Annotated in this window: 27 protein-coding genes and 1 pseudogene; 17 read left to right on the top strand and 11 right to left on the bottom strand. The window is 55.7% G+C overall.

Annotation, left to right across the window (positions count from 1 at the left end; all coding sequences use genetic code 11):
- Window positions 1-3 precede the first annotated feature (3 nt).
- A complete protein-coding gene (locus FHC51_RS18855) occupies window positions 4-654 on the top strand; it encodes a tellurite resistance TerB family protein (RefSeq protein ID WP_220436330.1) in 651 nt (216 codons plus the stop codon).
- Window positions 655-744: 90 nt separating this feature from the next.
- The gene (gene ptrB / locus FHC51_RS18850; protein WP_114386411.1) at window positions 745-2,826 is read left to right on the top strand and encodes an oligopeptidase B; all 2,082 of its coding nucleotides are present in this window, start codon (window positions 745-747) and stop codon (window positions 2,824-2,826) included.
- Here the strand turns inward: ptrB and exoX are convergent.
- The 3 genes from exoX to FHC51_RS18835 all read right to left on the bottom strand — a co-directional run bounded on the left by exoX (window position 2,808) and on the right by FHC51_RS18835 (window position 4,489).
- Window positions 2,808-3,470 (bottom strand): exodeoxyribonuclease X, encoded by a 663-nt coding sequence (gene exoX, locus FHC51_RS18845; RefSeq protein WP_103822371.1) that lies wholly within the window; start codon window positions 3,468-3,470, stop codon window positions 2,808-2,810. The two genes, ptrB and exoX, sit on opposite strands and share 19 nt — an antisense overlap.
- 24 nt (window positions 3,471-3,494) lie before the next feature.
- A complete protein-coding gene (locus tag FHC51_RS18840; RefSeq protein WP_220436329.1) occupies window positions 3,495-4,151 on the bottom strand; it encodes a nitrilase-related carbon-nitrogen hydrolase in 657 nt (218 codons plus the stop codon).
- Between the two features lie 107 nt (window positions 4,152-4,258).
- Window positions 4,259-4,489, bottom strand: coding sequence for a DNA polymerase III subunit theta (locus tag FHC51_RS18835; protein ID WP_103180048.1), 231 nt, complete (start codon window positions 4,487-4,489; stop codon window positions 4,259-4,261).
- A 136-nt stretch (window positions 4,490-4,625) separates the two neighbouring features.
- Between FHC51_RS18835 and yobA the strand changes: the two genes are divergently transcribed.
- The 3 genes from yobA to FHC51_RS18820 are packed head-to-tail and all read left to right on the top strand — an operon-like array spanning window position 4,626 to window position 6,218.
- Entirely contained in the window at window positions 4,626-4,991 is a 366-nt protein-coding gene (gene yobA, locus FHC51_RS18830) for a CopC domain-containing protein YobA (RefSeq protein WP_103822370.1), read from the top strand.
- Between the two features lies 1 nt (window position 4,992).
- Window positions 4,993-5,865: a copper homeostasis membrane protein CopD gene (copD, locus tag FHC51_RS18825; RefSeq protein WP_220436328.1), complete on the top strand. Its 873-nt coding sequence runs from the start codon at window positions 4,993-4,995 to the stop codon at window positions 5,863-5,865.
- 14 nt (window positions 5,866-5,879) lie between these two features.
- The gene (locus tag FHC51_RS18820) at window positions 5,880-6,218 is read left to right on the top strand and encodes a YebY family protein (RefSeq protein WP_103180045.1); all 339 of its coding nucleotides are present in this window, start codon (window positions 5,880-5,882) and stop codon (window positions 6,216-6,218) included.
- 399 nt (window positions 6,219-6,617) lie between these two features.
- Here FHC51_RS18820 and FHC51_RS18815 read toward each other — a convergent pair whose 3' ends face one another.
- The gene (locus FHC51_RS18815) at window positions 6,618-7,565 is read right to left on the bottom strand and encodes a VirK/YbjX family protein (RefSeq protein ID WP_309236353.1); all 948 of its coding nucleotides are present in this window, start codon (window positions 7,563-7,565) and stop codon (window positions 6,618-6,620) included.
- 177 nt (window positions 7,566-7,742) lie between these two features.
- Here FHC51_RS18815 and pphA point away from each other — a divergent pair, with 177 nt between their 5' ends.
- Window positions 7,743-8,387: a protein-serine/threonine phosphatase gene (pphA, locus tag FHC51_RS18810; RefSeq protein ID WP_114386415.1), complete on the top strand. Its 645-nt coding sequence runs from the start codon at window positions 7,743-7,745 to the stop codon at window positions 8,385-8,387.
- Here the strand turns inward: pphA and FHC51_RS18805 are convergent, their stop codons facing one another.
- The 5 genes from FHC51_RS18805 to yebS form a co-directional block, all read right to left on the bottom strand.
- Window positions 8,388-8,579, bottom strand: coding sequence for a YebW family protein (locus tag FHC51_RS18805; RefSeq protein WP_039030805.1), 192 nt, complete (start codon window positions 8,577-8,579; stop codon window positions 8,388-8,390).
- A 104-nt stretch (window positions 8,580-8,683) separates the two neighbouring features.
- The gene (locus FHC51_RS18800; protein ID WP_103181101.1) at window positions 8,684-8,923 is read right to left on the bottom strand and encodes a YebV family protein; all 240 of its coding nucleotides are present in this window, start codon (window positions 8,921-8,923) and stop codon (window positions 8,684-8,686) included.
- Window positions 8,924-9,026: 103 nt separating this feature from the next.
- Window positions 9,027-10,469, bottom strand: coding sequence for a 16S rRNA (cytosine(1407)-C(5))-methyltransferase RsmF (gene rsmF / locus FHC51_RS18795; protein WP_220436327.1), 1,443 nt, complete (start codon window positions 10,467-10,469; stop codon window positions 9,027-9,029).
- A 76-nt stretch (window positions 10,470-10,545) separates the two neighbouring features.
- On the bottom strand, window positions 10,546-13,179 hold the full coding sequence (locus FHC51_RS18790) for a PqiB family protein (RefSeq protein WP_220436326.1): 2,634 nt from the start codon (window positions 13,177-13,179) through the stop codon (window positions 10,546-10,548).
- Window positions 13,148-14,431: a membrane integrity lipid transport subunit YebS gene (gene yebS, locus FHC51_RS18785; protein WP_220436325.1), complete on the bottom strand. Its 1,284-nt coding sequence runs from the start codon at window positions 14,429-14,431 to the stop codon at window positions 13,148-13,150. Before yebS ends, FHC51_RS18790 begins: the two co-directional genes overlap by 32 nt.
- A 131-nt stretch (window positions 14,432-14,562) precedes the next feature.
- Here yebS and FHC51_RS18780 point away from each other — a divergent pair, with 131 nt between their 5' ends.
- The 4 genes from FHC51_RS18780 (at window position 14,563) to htpX (ending at window position 18,989) form a co-directional block, all read left to right on the top strand.
- Window positions 14,563-15,060 carry a GAF domain-containing protein gene (locus FHC51_RS18780; RefSeq protein WP_114314642.1) on the top strand — a complete coding sequence of 166 codons (498 nt, stop codon included), beginning with the start codon at window positions 14,563-14,565 and terminating at the stop codon, window positions 15,058-15,060.
- A gap of 97 nt (window positions 15,061-15,157) precedes the next feature.
- Complete coding sequence (gene proQ / locus FHC51_RS18775; RefSeq protein WP_103822362.1) at window positions 15,158-15,844, top strand: RNA chaperone ProQ; 687 nt, start codon at window positions 15,158-15,160, stop codon at window positions 15,842-15,844.
- Between the two features lie 19 nt (window positions 15,845-15,863).
- A complete protein-coding gene (gene prc / locus FHC51_RS18770; protein ID WP_156239109.1) occupies window positions 15,864-17,912 on the top strand; it encodes a carboxy terminal-processing peptidase in 2,049 nt (682 codons plus the stop codon).
- A gap of 195 nt (window positions 17,913-18,107) precedes the next feature.
- Window positions 18,108-18,989: a protease HtpX gene (gene htpX / locus FHC51_RS18765; RefSeq protein WP_103180037.1), complete on the top strand. Its 882-nt coding sequence runs from the start codon at window positions 18,108-18,110 to the stop codon at window positions 18,987-18,989.
- Between the two features lie 46 nt (window positions 18,990-19,035).
- On the opposite strand, the gene FHC51_RS18760 is transcribed toward htpX, so the two are convergent.
- Complete coding sequence (locus tag FHC51_RS18760; protein ID WP_103822360.1) at window positions 19,036-20,409, bottom strand: MFS transporter; 1,374 nt, start codon at window positions 20,407-20,409, stop codon at window positions 19,036-19,038.
- 178 nt (window positions 20,410-20,587) lie between these two features.
- Between FHC51_RS18760 and kdgR the strand changes: the two genes are divergently transcribed.
- Entirely contained in the window at window positions 20,588-21,379 is a 792-nt protein-coding gene (gene kdgR, locus FHC51_RS18755) for a DNA-binding transcriptional regulator KdgR (protein ID WP_039030796.1), read from the top strand.
- Window positions 21,380-21,434: 55 nt separating this feature from the next.
- Here kdgR and FHC51_RS18750 read toward each other — a convergent pair whose 3' ends face one another.
- Window positions 21,435-21,674 (bottom strand): YobH family protein, encoded by a 240-nt coding sequence (locus tag FHC51_RS18750; RefSeq protein ID WP_103822359.1) that lies wholly within the window; start codon window positions 21,672-21,674, stop codon window positions 21,435-21,437.
- 158 nt (window positions 21,675-21,832) lie between these two features.
- On the opposite strand from FHC51_RS18750, the gene mgrB reads away from it, so the two are divergent.
- From mgrB to ftsI, 6 genes and pseudogenes are all read left to right on the top strand, one after another.
- Window positions 21,833-21,976 (top strand): PhoP/PhoQ regulator MgrB, encoded by a 144-nt coding sequence (gene mgrB / locus FHC51_RS18745; protein ID WP_103180034.1) that lies wholly within the window; start codon window positions 21,833-21,835, stop codon window positions 21,974-21,976.
- Between the two features lie 73 nt (window positions 21,977-22,049).
- Window positions 22,050-22,340, top strand: a complete 291-nt coding sequence (locus tag FHC51_RS18740; protein ID WP_114386423.1) for a YebO family protein — start codon at window positions 22,050-22,052, stop codon at window positions 22,338-22,340.
- A 19-nt stretch (window positions 22,341-22,359) separates the two neighbouring features.
- Window positions 22,360-23,349: an MBL fold metallo-hydrolase gene (locus tag FHC51_RS18735; RefSeq protein WP_220436324.1), complete on the top strand. Its 990-nt coding sequence runs from the start codon at window positions 22,360-22,362 to the stop codon at window positions 23,347-23,349.
- Window positions 23,350-23,874: 525 nt separating this feature from the next.
- Window positions 23,875-24,019 (top strand): annotated as a pseudogene (locus tag FHC51_RS18730) (DUF2627 domain-containing protein).
- Between the two features lie 12 nt (window positions 24,020-24,031).
- Window positions 24,032-24,241, top strand: a complete 210-nt coding sequence (gene cspE / locus FHC51_RS18725; RefSeq protein ID WP_001062678.1) for a transcription antiterminator/RNA stability regulator CspE — start codon at window positions 24,032-24,034, stop codon at window positions 24,239-24,241.
- A 219-nt stretch (window positions 24,242-24,460) separates the two neighbouring features.
- The gene (gene ftsI, locus FHC51_RS18720; protein ID WP_114314647.1) at window positions 24,461-26,179 is read left to right on the top strand and encodes a peptidoglycan glycosyltransferase FtsI; all 1,719 of its coding nucleotides are present in this window, start codon (window positions 24,461-24,463) and stop codon (window positions 26,177-26,179) included.
- Window positions 26,180-26,227: the final 48 nt, after the last annotated feature.

Here is a 26,227-nt window from a genome sequence, read left to right as displayed (position 1 = left end):
AATATGTCAAACTGGCTGAATCAATTACAGTCTCTGCTCGGGCAGAAAGGGTCATCGTCATCCGGCGAAGGCCTGAGCAAACTGCTGACGCCGGGGGCGCTTGGCGGCCTGGCCGGATTACTGGTAGCGAATAAATCCTCGCGTAAATTACTGAGCAAATATGGCACCGGCGCGCTGCTTGCCGGGGGCGGCGCCGTTGCCGGTACTGTGCTATGGAACAAGTACAAAGAGAGAATTCGCAGCGCGCATCAGGGCGAGCCGCAGTTTGGTCAGCAGGCGTCGCCGCTGAACGAGCGCAGCGAAAGGCTGATCCTGGCGCTGGTCTTTGCCGCAAAGAGTGATGGCCACATTGACGATAAAGAGCGGGCTGCCATCGAGCAACAGTTGCGCGAAGCGGGCGTGGAAGAGCAGGGCAGGGCGCTGGTGGCACGTGCCATTGAGGAACCGCTCGATCCTGCGCGTCTGGCCAAAGGGATCCAGAATGAAGAGGAGGCCCTCGAACTGTACTTCCTGAGCTGTGCGGCAATCGACATCGATCACTTTATGGAGCGCAGCTATCTTAATGCGCTGGGCGATGCGCTGAAAATCCCGGCAGACGTACGGGAAGGGATCGAGCAGGATATTCGCCAGCAAAAACAAGCGCTCCCCGGCTAGTTTTTTACGCCTCGCGGAGCCGTTTCGCTTGCATCGTGCGCATGTTTTGCCAACCTTATAGGGTGTTAAACGTAGAAGAATCATAACGCCATGCCACCTAAAGCCCAACGCATACCGCACGCTCTCACCATGCACGGTGACACGCGTATCGACAACTATTACTGGTTGCGCGACGATACCCGCTCAAAGCCGGAGGTGCTGGACTACCTCCATGAGGAAAACGACTATGGCCGAAGGGTCATGGCGACGCAGCAGGCGCTGCAGGATCGTCTGCTCAGCGAAATGGTTGAGCGCGTCCCGCAGCGTGACGTCTCGGCCCCCTGGAGTCGAAATGGCTATCGTTACCGGCACGTTTATGAGCCCGGTAACGAATATGCCATCTACCAGCGCCAGTCGGTTCTTTGCGCCGAGTGGGAAGAGTGGGAGACCCTGCTGGATGCCAATCAGCGTGCGGCGCACAGCGAGTTTTATACCCTGGGCGGCATGGCGGTATCGCCGGATAACGCCATCATGGCGCTGGCCGAAGATTACCTCTCCCGACGGCAGTATGGTTTGCGTTTCCGCAATCTGGAGAGCGGGAACTGGTATCCGGAGATGCTCGATAACGTTTCACCCGACTTTATCTGGGCCAACGACTCTGAAACCATCTACTACATCAAAAAGCACGCCACGACCCTGCATCCTTATCAGGTCTGGCGGCATACGGTCGGCACTTCATCGAGAAGTGATGAACTGGTTTATGAGGAGAAAGACGAGACCTTTTACGTCAGCCTGCATAAAACCACCTCCAAACACTATGTGATTATCTTTCTCGCCAGCGCCACCACCACCGAGGTGTTGCTGCTGGATGCCGAGCTGCCGGATGCTCAGCCGCTGTGCTTTATGCCGCGTCGCAAGGATCATGAGTACAGCCTCGATCACTTCCAGCACACCTTCTATTTGCGCTCCAACCGGGAGGGGAAAAACTTTGGCCTCTATAAGACCAAGGTACGTGATGAACGCAAATGGGAAGTGCTGATCCCGCCGCGGGATCAGGTGATGCTGGAAGGCTTCACCCTCTTTACCGATTGGCTGGTGGTTGAAGAGCGCCAGCGCGGGCTCACCAGCCTGCGGCAAATCAACCGTAAAACCCGCGAAGTGATCGGTATCGCCTTTGACGATCCCGCCTATGTCACCTGGATTGGCTATAACCCCGAGCCGGAAACATCGCGCCTGCGTTACGGCTACTCTTCCATGACCACCCCAGACACCCTGTTTGAACTGGACATGGACACCGGGCAGCGCCGGGTGTTGAAGCAGGCTGAGGTGAAAGGGTTTAACGCCGATCTTTATCGCAGCGAGCACGTATGGATTGTCGCCCGCGACGGCACCGAAGTGCCCGTCTCGCTGGTCTATCACAAGCACCATTTTCGCAAAGGTAAAAACCCGATCCTCATCTACGGCTATGGCTCGTATGGCTCCAGTATTGACGCGGATTTCAGCGGCAGCCGCCTGAGCCTGCTCGACCGCGGGTTTGTCTTCGCCATCGCCCATATCCGCGGCGGCGGCGAGCTGGGGCAAAAATGGTACGAAGATGGTAAATTCCTGAAAAAGAAAAACACCTTTAATGACTACCTGGATGTCTGCGAGGGTTTGCTGGGGCTGGGCTATGGCGATCGCAAACAGTGCTTTGCCATGGGCGGCAGCGCGGGCGGCATGCTGATGGGCACCGTGATTAACGAGCGCCCGGGACTCTTTAAAGGGGTGATAGCGCAGGTGCCGTTTGTGGATGTCCTGACCACCATGCTGGACGAGTCTATCCCGCTGACCATTGGCGAATATGAAGAGTGGGGCAATCCGCAGGATGAGACCTACTATCGCTATATGAAAGCCTACAGCCCCTACGATAACGTTGGCGAGAAAGCCTATCCTCACATGCTGGTTACCACCGGTTTACATGACTCCCAGGTTCAGTACTGGGAGCCAGCGAAGTGGGTGGCGAAGCTGCGGGAAATGAAGACCGACAATAACTTACTGCTACTCTGCACCGATATGGATGCCGGGCACGGCGGGAAATCCGGGCGCTTCAAATCCTACGAAGGGGTGGCCCTGGAGTATGCATTTCTGGTTGGCCTGGCTCAGGAGACGTTAACCAGCCAGGCGGCAGAGATCGATCAGGATCCGCCCAGATAGTGCTTCAGCGTCAGACGCAGCTCCGGGCTCATTCTGTCGAGGTTATTGTACAGCCAACGGAGATAGCCCGGATCCTTGTCTGCCACTTCCGCCACCGCTTTGCCGCGGTATTTGCCGAAGGTAAAGGTGGTCAGCAGCGCCGGGCGTCCGGTGATGTCGGCCATCTCATCCGGCGTCCAGCCGGTGGTGTTCATGATATCGATCAGCAACGCGGCGGTGATGTAGCAGTCGTACAGGGCCCGGTGATGGTGCAGCCCTTCCGGCGTCCGGACGCTCAGTTTGCGCGATTTATAGAGCGCCATATTGCTGTATTTAATGCCCGGCCATAAGCGCCGCGCCAGCTTCATGGTGCAGATCCACTCCCCGGGCATCTCGGGCAGTACACGGCGATCGAAGCTGGCGTTGTGCGCCACATACCAGGGGCTACCGTGATAATGTGGGATCACCTCTTCAATCCAGGGTTTGTCGGCGACCATCGCCTCGGTGATGCGGTGGATAGCCATCGCCTGCGGGCTGATGGGGCGATCCGGACGTACCAGATGGCTGCGTGGATTGACGATCTGCCCGTTCACAACGTCGACAGATGCCACTTCCACAATCCCCCCCTGCAGGTCACAGGTTTCGGTGTCGATGACACGTAGCATGGCTCTCTCCTGGCCGTAAAAGGCTTAGCGTAATGGAATGATCTCACCTTGCCAACCCTGCTCAACAAAGCGCCCGGTCAATAATAGTTCACCCCGGTCGGCGCGGACGATTAATTGCCCACGGGCATCCCAGAGCGCGCTCCCGCCGTCACGGTTCGCCATCAGTACGGCGATGGCATAGCGGTGGGCAAAACGCTGGAGCTGGGAAAAGGTGGCCGACCAGCCCGTTTCACTCACCGCCATGCCGCGGGTAAACAGAGCAGCATCAGGCGCAATATTGGGCTGATCGGAGTGAGGATCAACAATGCTCAGGCCGCCATGTCTGTTCTCCAGACAGGCGCCTGCTCCATGTGGATAAAGAATGGCGTTGGGCTGGCTCGGGGAAAACCAGGCCAGTCCGGGCTGGCGCTGGCCTCTCTCTTCCACCGTGATCCCGGCAATCACCGAGACGTCAGCTGATTTTGCCGCATCCAGTAGCGGAGCCAACTGCTGGTGGTCGGGGGGAGCGGGAAGCCGACCATCGGGCAGGGCCGGGCCGGTTAACGACAGCTCAGGGAAGAGGACAACATTGCACTGCTGGCGGGCAGCGGCGGTGATGAAACGCAGGTGATGCGTGATGTGTTCATTAACGCAGTGATGGCTCGCGCGGTACTGTGCGGCGGCAATATTCCATTGGGACATCGTGATTTCCTTATACACGGAGTCGCAGAGATTCATAAAGCCCATGAATGTATCAGGGGCTTTAATCCTGGCATAAACAGTGTAAGGAACTGTAACCGCGGGTAAGTTTATTTAACTTTCGGTTCCCACGGCAGGCGAGAGAGGTTAACGGAGTTGAGTCGATGGGCAATCAGGCGCTCGCGAAACCAGTCACGCAGGTGCGACGGTTGCTCACGCTCCACCACTTCGGCGATCACCGGCATGTTATAGCGCTCTTTGAATGCCACACCCGCGGCAGCCAAATCAACATTCACTTTGTCCATCTCCTCCTGGGGGAGGGTGGCGAGATTAATATGCATTACCGTCTCCTTCATTTGCGGGCCAACGTTACCCAAACGGCGGCGCGTTGACAAGCCCGGGCAGGATGATCCTCGACGGGACCATTATACAGCGTTATCCTCTGGTAATCAGGCATAACAAAAAGGAATATATGTGATGACAAAACTCGTTACCCGCACCCTGACGCTGCTGCTGGCGACGCTCGCAGCACCGGTTGTTTTTGCTCACGCTCATTTACAGCATCAATATCCCGCCGCAGACGCCGCCGTAGACGCGGCGCCTCAGGCGTTGACCCTGAACTTCTCCGAAGGGATCGAACCCCGTTTTAGCGGCGTGACCCTCACCAATGATAAACAGCAGCCCGTCGCACTCGGGGCGGTAAAACGCAACGAGAAGGACCCGACCCAGCTGATCGTACCGATGACCGCTGCGCTGACGTCGGGTACCTATCAGGTGAAGTGGCACGTGGTTTCCGTAGATGGTCATAAGACCGAGGGCAGCTACCGTTTTAGCGTGAAGTAAGATGCTGGCGTTCTGCTACGTTACGCTGCGCTTCGCGCATTTTGCTGCCCTGATGGTGCTGTTTGGCAATGCCCTGTACGGTGCATGGCTGGCGCCCGTTGCGCTGCGGCGGCTGATGGCGCGTCGCTTTCGGGGGCAGCAAAAAAAGGTCGCATTCATCAGCCTGCTCGCCGCGCTGATGATGCTGGCGCTACAGGGCGGCATGATGGGTAACGGCTGGCCGGATGTGGTTAGCCCATCCATTTGGCAGGCGGTGCTCACGACCCAGTTTGGGCGGATCTGGTTATGGCAGATGATCCTGGCCCTGATTACATTCTGGGTCGCCTGGATGCAGCCGGGGAAAACCATGCCGCTGATGCTGTTCTTTACCGCTGCGCAGTTTTTCCTGCTGGCAGGAACCGGGCATGCGGCGCTGCATGATGGGATAACGGGCCTGGCGCAGCGCAGCAACCATGGCCTGCATCTTTTATGTGCCGCAGGCTGGCTGGGGGGCCTGCTGCCGCTGCTGTTTTGCCTGCGCCTGTCCCATGGACGCTGGCGGCGAGCCGCCGTTCACACCATGATGCGCTTCTCGCGCTACGGACATCTGGCGGTGGCGGGGGTGATCCTCACCGGAATGGTAAATATTGTGCTGATCCAGGGGTGGGTACTGCCCTGGCACTCGGCCTGGGGGCAATTACTGTTGGTGAAATGTGCGCTGGTGGCAATGATGGTGGTAATTGCCCTGGTGAATCGGTATGTTCTGGTGCCGCGGTTTCGTTCTGGCGACGGACGCGAGCAACGCTATTTTATCAGGATGACGCAGACTGAGGTTGTGCTGGGGGAGCTGGTTCTGGCGGCAGTCAGCCTGTTCGCGACCTGGGAACCCTTCTGACGAGGTGGAATACAATGAAAAAAACAGTACTTTCTTTCTTATTGCTGGCCTGCTCCGGCGCGGCACTGGCAGCTCCGCAGGTGATCACCGTCAGCCGGTTCGAAGTGGGTAAAGACAAATGGGCCTTTAACCGTGAAGAGGTGATGCTGACTTGCCGTCCGGGCCATGCGCTCTATGCCATTAACCCCAGCACCCTGGTGCAGTATCCCCTGAACGACGTGGCGCAGCAGCAGGTCGACAGCGGTAAAAGCAACGGCCAGCCCATCTCGGTTATTCAGATTGACGATCCGGCAAACCCGGGGCAGAAGATGAGCCTGGCGCCGTTTATCGAGCGCGCGAAGACGCTCTGCTAGCTTACCGCTTCCAATAAAAAAACCGCAGGCTTCTCTTCGGAAGCATTGCGGTTTTTATGTTTAAGAACAGACTCACGCTTTTTTTCAGGCCACTTTTGCTGCGGACTGGAAAACCTGGCGTCGTCATCTATTCTTAAAGTGCAAGGCGACTTAGCCTGCATTAATGCCAACTTTTAGCGCACGGCTCTCTCCCAAGAGCCATTTCCCTGGACCGAATACAGGAATCGTATTCGGTCTCTTTTTATCTGTTGAAAGTAAACGCCTTTTCCCGTTGCGGACTTTAACAGATGGGCAACATTCTCTGTTCTTCGTTAAACCATACCACACTACGCCCGGCGGAAGTCCAGTGCTTTTTAGCGGTTTTGTTAAATTTTTGACTGTTACCGATGAAAGCAGATATTAGCGGCAAAAGCGCGCGCTGATGCCGCGTTCTATCTCATCAAGCAGTTGAAAACGCCGGCGGTATTCCGCGCGTTTTTTACTGGCAATGCTGTCGATCGCTTTGCGCTCAATACCTGCTGGCAGGGCCCAGCGAAATGCGCCGCACGGCTTAGCGCCCAGCGATTGCCAGAATTCGTCATAGCTGGCATGCAAATGACGACCTTTACTCAGGCGATAGCGCAGGGCGCGAAAAACGTGGCCTTCATCGCTCACACCATAAATGGCGCTGATACCCGACTGCTTCGCCAGATTGAAGATCGCTTCCAGGAGGATACGTTTTGGAAACAGGCCATAACAGGCGCGGGTGGCATTTTTGATCGCCTCCCGCCCTACGTCCTTACGCGGTCCCTGCAGACCGCCAATCACCAGCGCACTTTGGCCCTTTTCCTCAACGACGCTGAAGGTCAGACTCGCCAGCAGGGTGTTATCCCCGGCCCGCAGCCAGAGCGTGGTTTCGCCCTCGCGTTCGGCCTTCACCGCGCTGCTGGCGTAGATGGTATAGCTCGCATCCTCTTTAGTGGCGAACTGCAGCAGGGAAAGCGGAGTCGGGCTGCTAAAGCTCCGCGCCAGGCTGGCGTCCGGCAGCGCATCAAGCCAGGCGTAATGGTGCAGAATGGCGTTGGCCCGCTCACCGGCATGTAACCCGCGAGTGAGATACTGACGCTGGGTTTTCACCGGCAGCGTAGTTTGTGCTTTTAACAACAGCGGAAAATCATCGCGACGGGAGAGCGTCTCCAGCATGCGGGTAGTAGAGGACCAGAACAGCAGAGAGCGCAGGAAAAATTTCAGCCGGTAGTCGCGTTTGTGCCACAGCGGGCCGGGCATAAAATCGCCTTTTGCCAGTGCGAAGATAACAGAAGAACGGTGCGTTAAAGACACCTCAGCAGGCAGGATGGTATTTGACACGATGAAGACCTCTTTATATTGCTGCAATTATCTTAAAGGCCATCGGATAATCATTTAAGCGTTGCTAAACCTTTATTTCCGCTTTGTTTAATGTCGATTGAGGTTATTCCGAACCCCTGTTTACCGCTCATCTTATTGTCAGCATCCCAGGGGCTATACTGATCATGAGGAGGCGCTATGTATCTCAATCTTGATGGTCACAACTGGCGACACGTCTGGGTGGTAAGCGATCTTCACGGTTGTTATCAAATGCTTATGGCAGATCTGCGGCAGCGGCATTTTAACCCGTATGAGGATTTACTTATTTGCGTCGGCGATTTAATCGATCGCGGACCGGATAGCGTGAAATGCCTGCAGTTATTAAATGAAGCGTGGTTTTATGCCGTGCGGGGCAACCATGAGCAGATGGCGCTGGACGCGCTGCAGAATAATGATTTTGGTCTGTGGATGATGAATGGCGGCAATTGGTTAGCACAATTAAAGGGTGAACAGCAGGCGCAGGCGCTGGCATTGCTCAGGCGCAGTGAGACCCTGCCGTGGATTATCGAAATTGCCTGTACCAACGGCGTGAATGTTATAGCTCATGCCAATTACCCGTCCTCCTACTATGTGCGGGACAAGCCGGTCAACAAGCAGAGTATCCTCTGGGACAGGGAGCGCCTGCGGGAACTGATGAACGGCAACGAGGCGGGGATCGCCGGGGCGGATCACTTCTGGTTCGGGCATACGCCGCTCAAAGCGCGTTATGACTGCCAGAACCTGCACTATATCGACACCGGGGCGGTATTTGGCGGCGCGTTAACCCTGGCGCAGCTACAGTGATTACAGGTCGGAATACTCCTGCGCCGGACGCCAGAATCCGTCGATAAAGTCTTCAACCGGATAACAGCCGCCGTGACGAATACGCTGATCGTCCATCGAGGCCTCACACTGCGGTTCGGTGCGATACACATCCACCACCAGATCTTCACAGCCTGCGTCCAGATAACAGATAAATAACACCAGTGCGTACATCATGCCCCTCAGCATTTACTACCATATTGATATTGTAGGGGATGATTCAGGGAAGAGGAGATTATGAGAATAAATAACCCGCCTGCGGGCGGGTTCTCTTTGAATCAGGCAAGGCGCATGATCCAGGCATCGGAACTTTGATCGTAATGCTCACGGTAAAGGACTGAGTGTTCGCCATCGAGGATTGCCGGGACGCTAGTGTCTGCATCCCATGCATCGAGCTGCATGCAAAGGTCGGGATCGGACTTGCAGGGGATGGTTAACGTTCGTTCGCCCTGCGTATCGCCGCTTAACTCGGCATCATCGATTTCGAATGCGCCAATGCGCACATTGGTTTTCGTCATAATGCTCTCCATGATCACGCTGTGTTCTGGTACGACCAGTATAGTCGCCCACTTTTCAGCCTGGTCAATGAAGAGCAAAAGCGCCAGTAAAAAAGTGCTTTTTTTAGCGCGCTTCACCGTTACCGGTAAACAAGCGGCCATCACGAACCAGCTCGCGCGGATAGCTGTTTTTCAATCGCGTGCCCACTTTTTTCGCCATGCCTATCGGGAAGCCCTGCCAGGTTACTACAGCATCATCCCCGGACGGGGTCTCCTGCGGCCAGACATCGCGTCCGCGATACCACTCTTCCGCTTCCGCCTGGGTTAAGGCAAAGGTATTGTGCTGGCCTGCCAGCGCGATCACCGCTTCATGCTGCCAGCGATAGCCTTTGTTGTGCGTTTCCGCCAGGCGCAGGCCAAGACGGGAGAAGCGCACTTTGCCGATCAGCGGCTCAATCTCTGTCGGGAATAACCACACCTCTTTATCACGCTGCCACAGACGCAGGTTGTCGTCCCAGTACAGGCCCGCCTGGTTAGCGGCGGCAGTAATCTGTTGGGCTTCGCGGGTTTTAAGGGGCGTGAACGGAAAATTTCCGACCTTATATTTGGGAGCGGGCAGCGGTGCAATGGCGGCCTTTTTACGCAGGCGCGCCACGAAAAAGCCTTCGCAGTCGTAAATGTGCGGGAAGACGTGCAGGAAGCCTTCAGGCGTAACGCAGTCCCCGGCACTGGCGAACAGGTCGTTAAGCGGCAGGAATTCAACGGCATCCGGGTACTGCTCTTTCAACCACAGACAAACGGCTTCGTTTTCGTCGCGGTTCAGGGTGCAGGTGGAATAGACCAGCGTGCCGCCCGGACGCAGGGCGTGGAAGGCGCTGTCGATAAGCTCGCGCTGGGTGGCGGCGATCTCCAGGTTGCTGGCAACGGACCAGTTCTTCAGCGCATCGGGATCTTTTCGCACCACCCCTTCGCCGGAGCAGGGGGCGTCCAGCAGGATCGCATCAAAGGCTTCCGGCAGGGCGGCGCCAAACACGCGGCCATCGAAATGGGTGAGCGCCACGTTGCTGATCCCGCAGCGGCTGATGTTCGCGTGCAGCACCTTAACGCGGCTGGCAGAAAACTCATTGGCGAGGATTGCGCCCTGGTTGTTCATCCGCGCGGCGATCTGGGTGGTTTTGGAGCCGGGGGCGGCCGCCACGTCCATCACCCGGGCGGGCATATTGCCATCGGCAAACAGCGCAGCAACCGGCAGCATGGAGCTGGCTTCCTGAATATAAAAGAGCCCGCTCAGATGTTCTGCGGTACTGCCCAGCGGCAACGCCTCTTCGTCGTCACGCTCGATCCAGAATCCCTCTTCGCACCACGGCACAGGGGTGAGCTGCCAGCCGTAGGGGGCGACAAGCGTAAGGAAATCGGCCACGCTGATTTTCAGGGTGTTGACGCGCAGGCTGCGGCGCAGCGGGCGCTGGCAGGCAGCGATAAACGCATCAAGAGAGAGAGGGTCAGGCAGAGCCTGGCGCATTTGTGCCAGAAATTCTTCTGGCAGATAGACGGAACGTTGAGACACGAGCGCACCACAGGGAGTCAAAGAGGCGCGCAGTGTACCACAAACGCTCCGGTGGGTTGACACCGGAGCGTAGGGGTTATCGTGGCAGGGCCGTTCCCCAGGTGCGCCACTCTTTCGGCTCGCTCTCCTGCAGCAGGAAGTGCTTGCCAGGCTGAGATTTCGGCGCGAGCGGGGTGCCCGGCGGCGTCGCAAAGGCGATACCGCCGCGGATAAACTGATTAAAGGTCCCGGTTTTCACCACCCCGCCGGTCAGGCCGAAGTCGAGCGAGTAGCCGGAAGCCAGCCAGAAGACGGAGTTGTTACGTACCAGGTGCTGATAGCGATCGCTGATACGCAGGGCCACCATCACCCGATCCGAGAGCGTCCCCAGCGACAGGCCGGTGACCGTACCCACTTCCATTCCACGGAACAGCACCGGCGTACCGATATCAAGGGATGCTGCATCCGGGACCTCCACCACAATGCTCAGGCCATCAAGATAGCGTGAATCGGTGATGGTCGCCTCCTGCAGCTCGAAGTCGCGACGCGATTTACCCTGTCCAGGCTCCACGTTGATATAAGGCTGGAGAATGGTATCGAGATGCTCAACGCCCGCCGCGGAAATCTGCGGGGTGATCACCGAGAAGCGCGTCCCGGTGCGGGCGAAGTTGTCGACATATTCCGGATAGAGCACCGCCGTGGCCTGCACTTCATTGCGGGCGGTGATCAGCTTCAGGCTCTGGACCTGCCCGATATCGATCCCCAGATAGCGTATCGGCATCCCTTCGGAGAGCTTGCCCGCGTCAAAGGCATGCAGGTTAATCTGACTGCCGACAGCACGCGCTGCGGTCTCAGACGGATAGAGGATCCGCTTGTCGCCTTTACGCTGGCTGGCGCTGGCCCCGCTCAGGTTGTCGAAACTGATGGCCCCACGCAGGGCGCGGGAGAGCGGAGAGGCCTGCACCGTCAGGCCGCTGCCGTTAAGCTGCACTTTGGCCCCGCCTTCAGCCCAGAACACGCTGTTGCTGGTCAACAGCTTGCGGTATTCCGGTTTGATATGCAGTTCGATATCAAAGGCATTGGCGCGCGGGCGCACCAGGATCACTTCACCCACTTCGAATTTACGATACAGCACCACCGAGCCCGCCTGCACGTCCGGCAGGGTGTCGGCCACCAGCGTCAGGGTGGTGGTCGGCAGATCGCTCAGGCTGTTTTCCAGGGCTTTATCGAGGTTGGCATACAGCGGATAGCTGTCGCGCATGGCACCTTTCTCACCCGGCAGGATACGGATCCCGCCGCTGATCCACTCGCTGGCGCTGGCTGCCAGGAACTCGACGCCATCGAGCCCGACTTTCACGTCTACCCGGCTGTTAACCACGAATTTACTGTCGCCATGCACCAGCTCGCGGTACTGCGGATCAATCGCCACCGAAAAGGTGACGCCTTTGCTGGTTAAGTTGCGCTCAAGTACCTGGCCAATCTGCACCCCGTGCAGAATCAGCGGCTGGCCGGCGTCGATTCCGTAGCTTTCCGGTGCGTTGAGGGTCACGGTCAGCACGCCGGGTTTTTGCAGCAGCGCCTTATCGGCCGGGGCGATGACAAACTGGTTAACCGGTTCGCCGCCGCCGGGAATGAGCTCAAACGTACTGCCGGTCAGCAGGCTGCTGACGCTGGGGTTGCTGAGGGAGAGTTTCGGCGTACGCAATTCTATGCGGGTGTTTTTGCGCAGCAGATCGACCACGCTGGGGTCAACAGTCATCTCACCGGTCACCAGGCCGCCAGGGTTGAGCGTCATTTTGGTGAGCTGCCCGACCTGTAACCCCTGGTACATCAGCGGGGTGGACTCCTCCTTCAGGCCATCCGCGGAGGGGAGGGTGAGCTTCACAATCACGCCGCGCTGGCTGTGGGCCAGATCTTTATACAGGCCGAAATCATCTTCCTGGGTAGCGGGCTCAGAACCTTCCGGGGAATCGAAGGCGATTGCGCCGTTCACCAGCGCCGCCAGGCTCTCGAGCTTCACTTTGGCCCCGCTCAGGCTCAGGTCGGCATCCACGCCGGAGACATTCCAGAACCGGCTGCCTTTTTTCACCAGCGAGGTAAAGCGCCGCTCAATCAGCACATCGATAACCACCCCCTGCTTGTTGGGGGTGATGGCGTAGTCATAGACGCGGCCAACGGGGATCTTACGGAAATAGACCACCGAGCCGCTGTTTAAGGAGCCCAGGTCCGCCGCATGCAGATGGATCATCAGATCGCCATTGTTAAGCCGGTATTTCGGCTGCGTGTCGAGGGCGGTAAAGTGATCTTTTGGCTCACCTTTGCCCGGCATCATGCCGATATAGTTACCCCCGACCAGCGCATCCAGCCCGGAGACGCCCGCCAGCGAGGCTTTGGGCGTAACCAGCCAGAACTGGGTCTCATCGCGCAGGGCATCTTTCATATCGGATTTGATGCTGGCGCGAACCTCGATTTTATTCAGGTTCTTGTCCAGGGAAACATCCTGGACGGTGCCCACCTCAACCCCCTGAAAACGGACGGGCGTTCGGCCTGCAACGATGCCGTCGGCGCTCTGAAAGTCAATGGTGATGGTATTGCCGCGATCCTCGTAGCTGGTCCAGATTAACCAACCGGCGATCATCAGTGCGATAACCGGCAATAACCAGAATGGCGAAATACGACGTTTTGTTTTAACTCGCGCTTCAGTCGGCGAAGCTGGCGTTTCCTGACTCATGTGCATCCCAAAGTAAGCGGCTATCCAGCCATTCCACTGCAAGAATAGTCAAAATCACCGCAGAGCCGAAATAGAACGCTGCGGGTCCCATAGTAAAAGCAAGGAGCTGATCGCGATTGATCAGCGACATCATCAACGAAATAACAAACAGATCCAGCATTGACCAGCGGCCAATCCAGGTCACGAAGCGCAACAACAGTATGCGGGTTCTCAGCCCCTGCTCACATTTGAAATGAATGCTCACGAGCAGAGTAAACATCACCACCACTTTGGTAAAGGGCACCAGAATACTGGCGATAAAGACGATCGCCGCCACGGCGATGTTGCTGTGGGCCAGCGAGACGATACCCGACATGATGGTGTCCTCCTGCCGCGCGCCGTTGACATAAATCACCGAAATCGGCAGCAGGTTAGCTGGCAGCAGAAATATCATCGAGGCGATCAGCGCCGCCCAGCATTTCTGCAGGCTGTTATGCCGCCGCAGGCGCAGGGGAATATGGCAGCGCGGACAGCGGCCCCGCGCGTCGGGCAGGCCGGTGTAGTGACAACCCAGGCAGACCCGCAGTGCCGGATCGTAGCGGGTGGCGGGGCGCTGGGGATAAAAACGCTCCCAAAGCTGCTCCACGTTGAGGTGAATCAGGGTCAGAACGCTCAATATCACCAGCGCGATAAAGGCGAACAGGCCGCCGCCCGGCTGCAGATAAGCGTAGTCCTGCACTTTGATTGAGGCCACGACAATCCCTACCAGGTAGATATCCAGCATCACCCACTCCTTGAGCTTCTCCAGCATCAGGAGCACCGGGCGCAGGTTCATCCCCAGAATATTGCCGAACCACAGATAGGCTATCGCCGCCACCAGCACCACCGGCGCGCCGACGGTACAGAAGAGCACCATGGAGGCCGTCAGGGGATCGCCCTGACGAGTCATCTGCCAGATCCCCTGCAACAGGTTTGCGTCGATGCGCACGCCCAACAGGTGCAGCTGAAGCAGGGGCTCGCTCCAGGCGAAGGGCATCAGCAGCATCATGGTCACGGCCATCGCCGCCAGCCGGGTCAGTGACCAGTCGCGGCCATCGCGGATTTTTGCGTTGCAGCGCGGGCAGAAAGCACTTTGGTATGATTTCATCTTTGGCAACGTAAAAAGCGTATCGCATTGCGGACAACGCTGATAATGTGCACGAGGCAGCGCATCGCCAACCGCATGCACAGTGATCTTTTTCGTCGGCGTTATTTTCGGTGATTTAAGAGTCATCGGTCGCGCTAAAAAGGGATAGTTAATAGTTATCTTAACTCATGAATTGATTCATCTTGAGCATGAACGCAAATAATGCGTATTTTAATAGGCTATGCTGTAATTTTGTAAGACAACCAAGTGATTGAATAATGAACAAAACAGAATTCTACGCGGATTTAAACCGCGATTTCCAGGCATTGATGGCAGGTGAAACCAGTTTCCTGGCCACCCTGGCGAACACCAGCGCGTTACTTTTCGAACGTCTGTCCGATGTGAACTGGGCCGGTTTTTATCTGCTGGAAGGCGACACGCTGGTGCTGGGGCCGTTTCAGGGCAAACTGGCCTGCGTCCGTATCCCGGTTGGGCGCGGTGTTTGCGGTACGGCGGTGGCGCAAAACCAGGTGCAGCGCGTGGATGACGTTCATGCGTTCGACGGGCATATCGCCTGCGACAGCGCCAGCAACGCTGAAATCGTGCTGCCACTGACAGTGGAAAATCAGATTATTGGTGTTCTGGACATCGACAGCACGGTCTTTAATCGCTTTACCCCCGAGGATGAACAGGGGCTGCGCGAGCTGGTAGGGAATCTGGAACAGGTTCTCGCCGCGACCGATTATCATAAATTCTTTGCGAGCGTCGCAGGATAATCAACGGATAACGTAGCATTTACGGATGGCGTCATTATAATGACGCCTGTTCATGCCTGCGGCTTGTCGGCAACGTCCGTTGTAATCAGGAAATTTCATGGAAAATCAACCTAAGTTGAATAGCAGTAAAGAAGTTATCGCGTTTCTGGCCGAACGTTTTCCTCAATGTTTTAGTGCCGAGGGCGAAGCTCGTCCCCTGAAAATTGGTATTTTTCAGGATCTGGTAGAGCGTGTTGAAGGTGAGATGAACCTCAGCAAAACCCAACTCCGCTCCGCCTTACGTCTTTATACTTCGAGCTGGCGTTACCTTTACGGTATCAAAGCGGGCGCAACGCGTGTTGACCTCGACGGCAACCCGTGCGGCGTGCTGGACGAGCAGCACGTAGAGCATGCGCGTAAGCAGCTTGAAGAAGCCAAAGCGCGCGTTCAGGCTCAGCGTGCTGAACAGCAAGCGAAAAAACGCGAAGCTGCCGCGGCCAATGGCCAGGAAGAAGCGCCTCGCCGTGAGCGCAAGCCACGTCCTGCACCACGTCGCAAAGAAAATACCGAGCGTAAGCCTCGTGCTGAGCAACCAGCAGCAAAAGCCCCGCGTGCGCCTCGTGAAGAGCCGCGCCACACTCCGGTTTCTGACATTAACGCCCTGAGCGTCGGTCAGTCTCTGAAGGTCAAAGCGGGTAACAATGCTATGGATGCCACCGTACAGGAAATCACCAAAGATGGCGTTCGTGTACAGCTGACTTCTGGTCTGTCAATGATTGTACGCGCAGAACACTTGTTGTTCTAAAACGGAGGCCAAGCCCGGCATGAACACATTTTTTAAGCTCACCGCGCTGGCTGGCCTGTTTGCGATAACAGGCCACGCTTTCGCTGTGGACGAGATTACGCGTGTCGATCAGATTCCGGTTCTGAAGGAAGAGACTCAGCACGCGACGGTCAGTGAGCGCGTCACGTCGCGCTTCACCCGTTCGCACTATCGTCAGTTCGATCTCGACGAGGCTTTTTCGACAAAAATTTTCGACCGCTATCTGAACCTGCTGGACTACAGCCATAACGTCCTGCTGGCGAGCGATGTCGAACAATTTGCCAAAAAGCAGACTCAGGTCGGGGATGAGTTACGCAGCGGCAAGCTGGACCTGTTCTACGACCTGTATAACCTGTCGCAGAAACGCCGTTTTGAGCGCTATCAGTACGCGCTTAAGGTGCTTGAACGTCCAATGGACTTCACGGGTAACGACACCTTTAATCTTGACCGCAGTAAATCGCCGTGGCCAAAAGATGAAGCCGAGCTGAATCAGCTGTGGGACAGCAAAGTTAAGTACGACGAGTTGAGCCTCAAACTCACCGGTAAGGATGAGAAAGAGATCCGCGAAACGCTGACCCGCCGCTACAAATTTGCCATTCGTCGCCTGGCGCAGACCAACAGTGAAGATGTTTTCTCGCTGGCGATGACCGCCTTCGCGCACGAAATCGATCCGCATACCAACTATCTCTCTCCGCGCAACACCGAGCAGTTTAACACCGAGATGAGCCTCTCCCTTGAAGGGATTGGCGCGGTGCTGCAGATGGACGACGATTACACCGTCATTAACTCCATGGTTGCCGGCGGTCCGGCTGCTAAAAGCAAGGCGATAAGCGTAGGCGATCGCATTGTGGGTGTCGGTCAGGTTGGTCAGAGCATGGTCGATGTCATCGGCTGGCGTCTGGATGATGTGGTTGCCCTGATCAAAGGGCCGAAAGGCAGTAAAGTCCGTCTGGAAATTCTACCAGCGGGCAAAGGTACCAAGACCCGTATCGTTACCCTGACCCGCGAGCGCATCCGTCTGGAAGATCGCGCGGTAAAAATGTCGGTGAAAACCGTAGGTAAAGATAAGGTTGGCGTGCTGGATATTCCTGGTTTCTATGTGGGCCTGACGGACGACGTCAAAGTGCAACTGCAGAAGCTGGAAAAACAGAACGTTAAGAGCGTTATTATCGATCTGCGTACCAACGGCGGCGGCGCCCTGACCGAGGCGGTTTCGCTTTCGGGTCTGTTTATCCCGTCCGGTCCGGTGGTACAGGTTCGCGACAATAACGGTAAAGTGCGTGAAGACGCGGATACCGATGGCGTCGTCTACTACAAAGGGCCGCTGGTGGTGCTGGTCGATCGCTTCAGTGCTTCGGCATCGGAGATCTTTGCTGCCGCCATGCAGGATTATGGCCGCGCGCTGATTGTTGGCGAACCGACCTTCGGTAAGGGCACGGTACAGCAGTACCGCTCTCTGAACCGCATTTACGATCAGATGCTGCGTCCGGAATGGCCAGCGCTGGGCTCGGTACAGTACACCATCCAGAAGTTCTACCGCGTGAATGGCGGCAGTACCCAGCGTAAAGGCGTGACCCCGGATATTATCATGCCGACGGGAACCGAAGAGACCGAAACAGGTGAGAAGTTTGAAGATAACGCGTTGCCGTGGGATAGCGTGAACGCTGCCACCTTCGTGAAATCGGGCGACATGACTCCGTTTGGTCCGGCGCTGCTGAAGCAGCACGACGATCGCATCGCCAAAGATCCTGAGTTCCAGTACATCATCAAAGATATTGCCCGCTTCAACGCCCTGAAGGCGAAACGCAATATCGTCTCTCTGAATTACGCGCAGCGTCTGAAAGAGAACGAAGAGGATGATGCAACACGTCTGGCGCGGATTAACGACCGCTTCAAACGTGAAGGAAAGCCAGCCCTCAAAAAGCTGGACGACCTGCCGAAGGATTATCAGGAGCCGGATCCCTATCTTGATGAGACGGTGAAAATCGCTATCGATCTGGCGAAACTGGAAAAAGAGAAGCCCGCCGGGAATCCCGCTCCGGCTAAATAATCTCCCCAGACAGGCACAAGAAATTGTGCCTGTTTTTTTGTTAACCGCATCCTGCCGTCAGGCATTCCTTTTATTGTGTAAAGTTGTGTCTTTCTGGTGACTTACGCCGCTGCAATCCTTGAAAATATACGGAATACCCATACGATGTGGGTAATCGCATAGTGCGTTTTGTTAAACTGAGGTTAAAAGAATATTATGATGCGAATCGCGCTCTTCCTGCTCACCAACCTGGCGGTCATGGTGGTCTTCGGGCTGGTGCTCAGCCTGACAGGAATTCAGTCGAGCAGCGTTCAGGGTTTGTTAATTATGGCGCTGCTGTTTGGTTTTGGTGGCTCCTTTATCTCACTGCTGATGTCCAAGTGGATGGCACTGAAGTCCGTTGGCGGCGAGGTTATTGAGCAACCGCGTAACGATATGGAACAGTGGTTGATGACCACCGTTGCCAACCAGTCCCGTCAGGCGGGTATCGCCATGCCGCAGGTGGCGATCTATCACGCGCCGGATATCAACGCCTTTGCCACCGGCGCGCGTCGCGACGCCTCTCTGGTTGCAGTGAGTACCGGCCTGTTGCAGAACATGAGCCGTGATGAAGCCGAAGCGGTTATCGCCCACGAGATCAGCCACATTGCTAACGGCGATATGGTGACCATGACCCTGATCCAGGGTGTCGTGAACACCTTCGTAATCTTTATCTCGCGTATTATTGCCCAGATTGCCGCAGGCTTTATGGGTGGCGATCGTGAGGAAGGCGAATCGAGTAACGGTAACCCGCTGATCTACTTCGCGGTCTCTATGGTGCTGGAACTGGTATTTGGTATTCTGGCGAGCATTATCACCATGTGGTTCTCCCGTCACCGTGAATTCCACGCGGATGCGGGTTCAGCCAAACTGGTGGGGCGCGAGAAGATGATTGCTGCGCTGCAGCGTCTGAAAACCAGCTATGAACCGCAGGAAGCCTCAAGCATGATGGCATTCTGCATTAACGGTAAATCAAAATCGCTGAGCGAGCTGTTCATGTCTCACCCGCCGCTGGATAAGCGTATTGCAGCGCTGCGTAACGGTGAATACCTGAAATAACGGCTGGGTTTGCTAATAAAAAAGCGCGTCTGAAGACGCGCTTTTTTTATGCCTGCGAACGAGGCTGGCTCACCCGCAATCCGCTGATGATGGCCGCGACGATAGCCAGCGTGCCGGCGGTCAGCAGCGCCAGATGCGTGCCGCTTTGTCCGGCCAGGTTGAACATCAACGCCACCAGCGCCGCGCCGGTACTCTGTCCCAGCAGGCGGGCGGTGCCCAGCATCCCACTGGCGCCGCCGCTGCGATGGCGGGGGGCTGAGGTAATAATGGTATGGTTATTCGGTGACTGAAACAGGCCAAAGCCCGCCCCGCACAGCACCATCCGCCAGATAATATCCAGATCGTGAGGTGCCGCAGGCAGCAGGGCGAGGGCAAAGAGACCCGCCGCCATTATTACCATCCCCAGTGCGCCCAGTAACCCCGCATGCACCCGTTCAATCAGATAGCCCGCCAGCGGCGCCATCACCATCGTTGCCAGCGGCCAGGGGGTTAGCAGTAGTCCTGTTTCCACTTCCGAGCGGCCAATCACGCTCTGCAGGAAGAAGGGCAGAGAGACCATCGCCAGCATCTGCGCGCAGAAGGAGCAGATGGAGGTGCAGATGGAGAGGGAGAAGAGCGGAATACGCAGCAGATCTACCGGCAATAACGGCACCGGCAGTGCCAGCTGACGCCGCACGAAGAAGAAGCCTACCACCAGCAGCGCCACGACCTCGCCCGCAATCAGCGTCAGCGACTGTCCCTGAGCGAAGCCGCTCAGGGCGGTGATCAGCAGGCCAAAGGTGAGGGCGTTCATGACTGCGCTCGGGAGATCGAATTTTGGCATACTGCTTTTCGGTCCGTTGGCGGGTAAATAGCGCAGGGCGAACAGTAACGCCACGATCCCAAGTGGAACGTTGATTAAAAATAGCCACTGCCAGGAAGCGACCGAGAGGATCGCTGCGGCGATGGTCGGACCCGCCGCCGAGGAGACGGCAACAATAAAGGAGTTAATGCCCATCCCCCGGCCCAGATGTCGCTGAGGATAGATAAGGCGGATCAAGGCGGTATTCACACTCATCAGCGCCGCCCCGCCGAACCCCTGCATGATACGCGCCAGCGTCAGCATGTGCAGCGTATCTGAAAGGGCGCAAAAGAGGGATGTCAGCGTAAATACCGCCAGTCCGCACTGATAAACCCGGCGGTAGCCAAACATATCTCCGAGAAACGAGAACGAGAGCAGCGAGATAACAATAGCTATCTGGTAGGCGTTAACGATCCATATTGAGCTGGCCGGGGAAGCATTCAGGTCGCTGGCAATGGTTGGCAGGGCGACGTTGGCGATAGCGCCATCCAGTACAGCCATTGAAATACCGATGATAATGGTGGCAATAGCGCCATAGCGTTGCGGCAGCGGCAGGCCATCTTTAAGGGGTGTAGTCATGAAAATTTATTAGAAGTGGGGGTTATTATTAACAGGGTAACGATATTATCACTGTTATTTCGGCTGTATGTCGCAGATTTGTAACCAGGTAAAGCAGGATTGATTGCAGCAATGCATGAGCGAATTTATAATAAAAACCGGTTCTGAATTTTATAAAACACTTGCGTTGAGGTGATTAATGGCAATCGCGGATTTGGATAAACAGCCAGATTCTGTTTCATCCGTGTTAAAGGTGTTCGGCATCCTGCAGGCGCTAGGTGAAGAGCGCGAAATCGGTATTACTGAGCTGTCCCAGCGTGTGATGATGTCAAAAAGCACCGTTTATCGCTTTTTACAGACCATGAAATCACTGGGTTATGTTGCACAGGAAGGCGAGTCTGAAAAATACTCCCTGACCCTGAAGTTATTTGAACTGGGCGCGCGTGCGCTGCAGAACGTCGATCTGATCCGTAGCGCGGATATTCAGATGCGCGAACTCTCCCGTCTGACGAAAGAGACGGTGCACCTGGGGGCGCTGGATGAAGACAGTATCGTCTATATCCATAAAATTGACTCCATGTATAACCTGCGTATGTACTCACGCATTGGCCGCCGCAACCCGCTCTACAGTACCGCTATCGGTAAAGTTCTGCTGGCATGGCGCGACCGTGATGAAGTGAAGCAGATCCTTGAGAACGTGGAGTACAAACGCAGCACTGAGCGTACCATTACCACCACTGAAGAGCTGTTGCAGGTGCTGGATAAAGTTCGTGAGCAGGGTTATGGCGAAGATAACCAGGAGCAGGAAGAGGGTCTGCGCTGCATCGGCGTTCCAGTATTCGACCGTTTCGGTGTCGTTATTGCCGGCCTGAGTATCTCCTTCCCGACGCTGCGTTTCTCTGAAGAGCATCTGCACGAGTACGTTGAAATGCTGCACACAGCGGCGCGTAAGATTTCTGAACAGATGGGTTACAACGACTATCCGTTCTGATTGAAAACGCCATAAAAAAACGCGGCCAGATGGCGGCGTTTTTTTATGCATTGGATCAGCCGTTATCGATCACTGTCTCGCTCTTTCGCAGGAGCGGGCAGCGGGAGAGTCCGATAATACCGCTGTCTGAATGAATATACTGCGCCGTGCTGACGCCGCGGGCGGTGAGATACTTGCACTGGATCCCGAGCCCGCCTGCATTCTCTTTACTGCCGATCAAGACGCCGTAACCCGCGAGCAGTACACCCGTCCAGACCAGCGCAATAACAATCAATGTGCGAATAAAAAAGCGCATCATTACCTCATTTTTTGAATAACTGCCGCTTAGCGTAATCGATACACTTACTTTAACAAGTCTATGATTCCGAAAGCATCGCCTTCGCGTTACAGTTAGGCATGGTTTAAGTTGCGCATGATAACCTGGCATCAGGCAGTTACGGTACGGAGAGTGGAGTGAAGAAAATACGCTGGGTTATTCTGGTCTTAGTGTTAGTGGCCTGTGTTTTGCTTTGGACGCAGACCATCAATGTGATGTGCGACCAGGATGTACAGTTCTTTAGCGGTATTTGTTCTATTAATAAGTTTATCCCCTGGTAGTTGTCATTTTTATCGCAAGTGATTTCCTTCCTTAACGCGAGTGGTAAAATAGGCGCTTTTATGGGGGAGTGAAATGGGTGAGTTAGTCAATTCCGGGATGTTCAGCGTGGCATCTCTGGCGATTTCGGTCGTACTGCTGGTTGCGGGCCTGGTGCTGTGGTTTTTTGTCAATCGCGCGAGCTCCCGTACCAACGAGCAGATCGAACTGCTGGAGAAGTTAGTCGACCTGCAGAAACGACAGAATGTCCTGCTGCGTCGGCTGTGCGAAGCTAATGAACCGGAAGAGAAAGAGGTACCAAAAGCGCCAGAAGAGACGGCTAAGAGCCAGGACGATGACTTTATTCGTCTGGTAGCCGAACGCTAATCGGTCAGGGGAGGTGAGTATGGCCTGGCGTAATCCCTGGTATAACCCCTCCCTTGCGCATCATACCCCGCAGGGTTTCCGCAATCTGGATGCCCCTGTCCGTCAACCCGGCGATGTGGAACGCTGGCGCAAGGCGCGTAAAGCCGCCGGGTTGCCCAAACCGCCTTCAGAAGGCTATGACGCCTTTATTCGCCAGTGGTGGCAGCCCGTTACGCTCAATACCCTTGAAGAAGATGGCGTCTGGTGGCTGGGCCACGCCAGCCTGCTGCTACGTCTGAACGGAAAGTACATCCTCACCGATCCGGTTTTTTCCCGGCGCGCCTCGCCGGTGTCGTTTGCCGGGCCGATAAGAAAAACGCCCCCGGTGATGAGTGTCGCGGCGCTTCCGCCACTTGATGCCGTTGTCATTTCCCATAACCATTTTGATCACCTGGACTCCGCCACGGTGCGCCAGCTTCTGCGACGCTTTCCGCAGTTGACCTTTTTTGTGCCTTTAGGACTAGGGGCGTGGTGTCGCCGCCGTGGGGCGAAACAGGTTATCGAACTGGACTGGTGGCAAAGCTATGTTTTCGAAGGGCTGGTGTTTACCGCCGTACCGGCGCAACACTGGAGCATGCGTAGCCTCTGGGATCGCGATCGCTCGTTATGGTGTGGCTGGGTCTTTGAGAGCGAGAGGCAGCGCTTCTGGTTTAGCGGCGATACCGGTTTTACCCCGGAGCTGTTAACCATTCCGGAGCGATTGGGAAAACTGGATGCCGCCGCCATACCTGTCGGAGCCTATGCACCACGTTGGTTCATGTCGATTCATCATATGGATCCGCAGGCGGCGGTGAACCTCTGGCAACAGCTGGGTATGCCACTGGCGATCCCGATCCACTGGGGTGTCTTTGAACTGGCAGATGAATCACTGGATGAGCCCGTCAGAGAGCTCGCGCAGGCACTGGCAGAGTTATCCCCGCGCAGCGATAACTTTCATCCTCTGCGTATTGGTCAATATTTATCCTTGTAAACTGTTACTGGTTCAATTAGCGGATATTCTTTATTAAACCGACAGGCGTCATATTTTATTTTAATCGAAACGTTTTGATTGCCTTTTTTTGAGGCAGGTTCATAAAAATATCATTATTTTGGTGCATAGCGAATTACCGGTTTAGGTGTATATAACTTAAACAAGCGAAGCGATATACAATGTTTTTTTCCTGCAACAATCCCTTGTCGTTACGATCAATTCAGCATAACTTTTCACGAAAAGTTCTAAATGAAATAGCGACCACAGAAATTCTGGCGCGCTTGCTGGACGATATGAAGTTATTGAGCTAATGTAAAAAAGTCTTTGATAACAGCGCTTATCCTGACAGCGACTGGGCAGGCAACATTTTGGTCTGGTATACACTGAACGTGCATTACTGTGCAGATTGTGGCAAGTCAGTCTCGGAATTTGTGCGGCTGATCGAGACACGTTTAAAAATGGCTTGCCATTATTTAAGTTGTATGTGATAACACGGTTTGGGTCAAACGAGGTACAGTTCTGTTTATGTGTGGCATTTTCAGTAAAGAAGTCCTGAGTAAACACGTTGTCGTTGAATACCGCTTCTCTGCCGAACCTTATATTAGTGCCTCATGCAGTAATGTCTCAGTTTTATCTCAGTTAATGCCCGCGGGCTAAGAAAACATTCTAAGGAATTTTGCAAATGGCAAAGATCAAAGGTCAAGTTAAGTGGTTCAACGAGTCTAAAGGTTTTGGTTTCATTACTCCTGCTGACGGCAGCAAAGATGTATTCGTACATTTCTCTGCAATCCAGGGTAACGGCTTCAAAACTCTGGCTGAAGGCCAGAACGTTGAGTTCGAAATTCAGGACGGCCAGAAAGGTCCGGCTGCTGTTAACGTAACCGCTATCTGATCGAACCCCTGCCTGATCTGAAGCGTCATAACGTTTCAGTTGCAGAGATATAAAGCCTCGCCTGTGCGGGGCTTTTTAATGGATATTTTTCAAAGTATTACCGCATGCGTCGCTGTTAGCAGTTTGTTTCAAAGCTGCGAGAGTATTAGCATTGTTTTCACCCTCGCGGCTCAAATTTGCCGTTAAATCAGGGCGTTGTTACTCAGCCCTGGAGCCCTGGTGAAAAAGAAACCCGTCAATCCCGCAGCAAACTTCACCCCGTTACGTTTTGCTCTCCTCTGTCTGGTGATTTTAGGCAGTCTTCTCTTTCTTCTGGGTCGTGTCGCCTGGTTGCAGATCGTTAAACCCGATCCGCTGGTTAAGCAGGAAGATATGCGCTCCCTGCGTGAGGTCGCCATCAATGCCCCCAGAGGGATGATCATGGACAGGGAGGGGAGACCGCTGGCCGTGAGTGTGCCGGTGCGGGCGGTTTGGGCGGATCCGAAAACGGTGCTGGCAAAAGGGGGAGTGGGTTTTGACGCGCGCTGGCAGGCATTAGCCAGTGCGCTACATCTGTCGCTCCCCACGCTTGCGGCGCGCATCAACAGCAATCCACATGGCCGTTTTATCTATCTGGCCCGCCAGGTGGATCCCGCTCAGGCCCAGTGGATCGCCAAACTCCGGCTGCCTGGTATCAGCCTGCGTGATGAGTCGCGCCGTTTTTACCCGGCCGGACACGTGGCGGCTAACCTGATCGGCTTTACCAATATCGACGGCCAGGGCATCGAAGGGATCGAGAAAAGTTTTAACGCGCAGCTCACCGGCAAACCCGGCCTGCGCCGCGTGCGTGAGGATCGCTTCGGACGCGTGATCGAAAATATTACCGAAGTGCCGCCCGTTCCGGCGCATAACATCCAGTTGAGCATTGATGAGCGGCTGCAGACCATCACGGAAGATGCGCTGGACAATGCTGTCGCCTGGAATAAAGCGGAGTCGGGGGCAGCGGTGCTGATCAACATCCAGACGGGCGAGATCCTGGCGATGGCCAACTACCCGGATTTCAATCCCAACAACCGCGAGGGTGCCACGCTGAACGATTTTCGTAATCGCGCCATCAGCGACACCTTTGAACCCGGCTCTACCGTCAAGCCGCTGGTGCTGATGACCGCCCTGCAGCAGGGGCTGGTGCAGCCAGACAGCGTGATCGACACCCATCCCTACACCCTGGCCGGACACCGCATTCGCGACGTCGGTTACTACCCGGAGCTGACGCTGACCGGCATACTGCAAAAATCGAGCGACACGGGTGTGTCACGCCTGTCGCTGGCGATGCCGATCCAGCGGCTACTGGATACTTACCACGGGTTTGGTTTTGGTCGTTCCACCGGTCTCGGATTGACGGGAGAGAGCAGCGGCCTGCTGCCGGAGCGTAAATTCTGGAGCCAGCTCGATCGCGCCACCTTTGCCTTCGGCTACGGCCTGATGGTCACGCCATTACAGCTCGCCCACGTCTACGCCACTATCGGCAGCTATGGCCTGGAGCGTCCACTCTCTATCACCCGCATCGACCCGCCGGTTATGGGTACCCAGGTGATGCCCGCCTCGATTGTGAAGGAGGTGGAACATATGATGGAAAGCGTGGCCCTGCCGGGTGGGGGCGGCATCAAAGCCGCGGTGCGCGACTACCGGGTGGCGGTGAAAACCGGCACCGCGAAAAAAATCGACGATGGCGGTAATTATGTCGACAAATATGTGGCCTATACAGCCGGCGTCGCACCGGCCAGCCGCCCGGTATTTGCCCTGGCGGTGGTGATTAACGATCCGCAAAACGGTGCCTATTACGGCGGGGCGGTTTCGGCACCGGTTTTCAGCCAGATAATGGGCGACGTGCTGCGCATCGAAAACATCAAGCCGGATGGACTCCCGGCCGATTCCAGCCATCTTATCGTCATGCGTTAAGCAAGGCGTTTTATAGCGGGGCGATTAGCGGTACACTTTCGCCCTTTA

This window comes from Leclercia sp. EC_58, from assembly GCF_019584355.1.
Lineage (GTDB): Bacteria > Pseudomonadota > Gammaproteobacteria > Enterobacterales > Enterobacteriaceae > Enterobacter.
This window is presented reverse-complemented; position numbering and strand designations above follow the sequence as displayed.

Coding starts and splice junctions, on each gene's coding strand:
- FHC51_RS18855 (WP_220436330.1), top strand. CDS start 4: ATGTCAAACTGGCTGAATCAATTACAGTCTCTGCTCGGGCAGAAAGGG.
- ptrB (WP_114386411.1), top strand. CDS start 745: ATGCCACCTAAAGCCCAACGCATACCGCACGCTCTCACCATGCACGGT.
- exoX (WP_103822371.1), bottom strand. CDS start 3,470: ATGCTACGTGTCATCGACACCGAAACCTGTGACCTGCAGGGGGGGATT.
- FHC51_RS18840 (WP_220436329.1), bottom strand. CDS start 4,151: ATGTCCCAATGGAATATTGCCGCCGCACAGTACCGCGCGAGCCATCAC.
- FHC51_RS18835 (WP_103180048.1), bottom strand. CDS start 4,489: ATGCATATTAATCTCGCCACCCTCCCCCAGGAGGAGATGGACAAAGTG.
- yobA (WP_103822370.1), top strand. CDS start 4,626: ATGACAAAACTCGTTACCCGCACCCTGACGCTGCTGCTGGCGACGCTC.
- copD (WP_220436328.1), top strand. CDS start 4,993: ATGCTGGCGTTCTGCTACGTTACGCTGCGCTTCGCGCATTTTGCTGCC.
- FHC51_RS18820 (WP_103180045.1), top strand. CDS start 5,880: ATGAAAAAAACAGTACTTTCTTTCTTATTGCTGGCCTGCTCCGGCGCG.
- pphA (WP_114386415.1), top strand. CDS start 7,743: ATGTATCTCAATCTTGATGGTCACAACTGGCGACACGTCTGGGTGGTA.
- FHC51_RS18805 (WP_039030805.1), bottom strand. CDS start 8,579: ATGTACGCACTGGTGTTATTTATCTGTTATCTGGACGCAGGCTGTGAA.
- FHC51_RS18800 (WP_103181101.1), bottom strand. CDS start 8,923: ATGACGAAAACCAATGTGCGCATTGGCGCATTCGAAATCGATGATGCC.
- FHC51_RS18790 (WP_220436326.1), bottom strand. CDS start 13,179: ATGAGTCAGGAAACGCCAGCTTCGCCGACTGAAGCGCGAGTTAAAACA.
- yebS (WP_220436325.1), bottom strand. CDS start 14,431: ATGACTCTTAAATCACCGAAAATAACGCCGACGAAAAAGATCACTGTG.
- FHC51_RS18780 (WP_114314642.1), top strand. CDS start 14,563: ATGAACAAAACAGAATTCTACGCGGATTTAAACCGCGATTTCCAGGCA.
- proQ (WP_103822362.1), top strand. CDS start 15,158: ATGGAAAATCAACCTAAGTTGAATAGCAGTAAAGAAGTTATCGCGTTT.
- prc (WP_156239109.1), top strand. CDS start 15,864: ATGAACACATTTTTTAAGCTCACCGCGCTGGCTGGCCTGTTTGCGATA.
- htpX (WP_103180037.1), top strand. CDS start 18,108: ATGATGCGAATCGCGCTCTTCCTGCTCACCAACCTGGCGGTCATGGTG.
- FHC51_RS18760 (WP_103822360.1), bottom strand. CDS start 20,409: ATGACTACACCCCTTAAAGATGGCCTGCCGCTGCCGCAACGCTATGGC.
- kdgR (WP_039030796.1), top strand. CDS start 20,588: ATGGCAATCGCGGATTTGGATAAACAGCCAGATTCTGTTTCATCCGTG.
- FHC51_RS18750 (WP_103822359.1), bottom strand. CDS start 21,674: ATGCGCTTTTTTATTCGCACATTGATTGTTATTGCGCTGGTCTGGACG.
- FHC51_RS18740 (WP_114386423.1), top strand. CDS start 22,050: ATGGGTGAGTTAGTCAATTCCGGGATGTTCAGCGTGGCATCTCTGGCG.
- FHC51_RS18735 (WP_220436324.1), top strand. CDS start 22,360: ATGGCCTGGCGTAATCCCTGGTATAACCCCTCCCTTGCGCATCATACC.
- cspE (WP_001062678.1), top strand. CDS start 24,032: ATGGCAAAGATCAAAGGTCAAGTTAAGTGGTTCAACGAGTCTAAAGGT.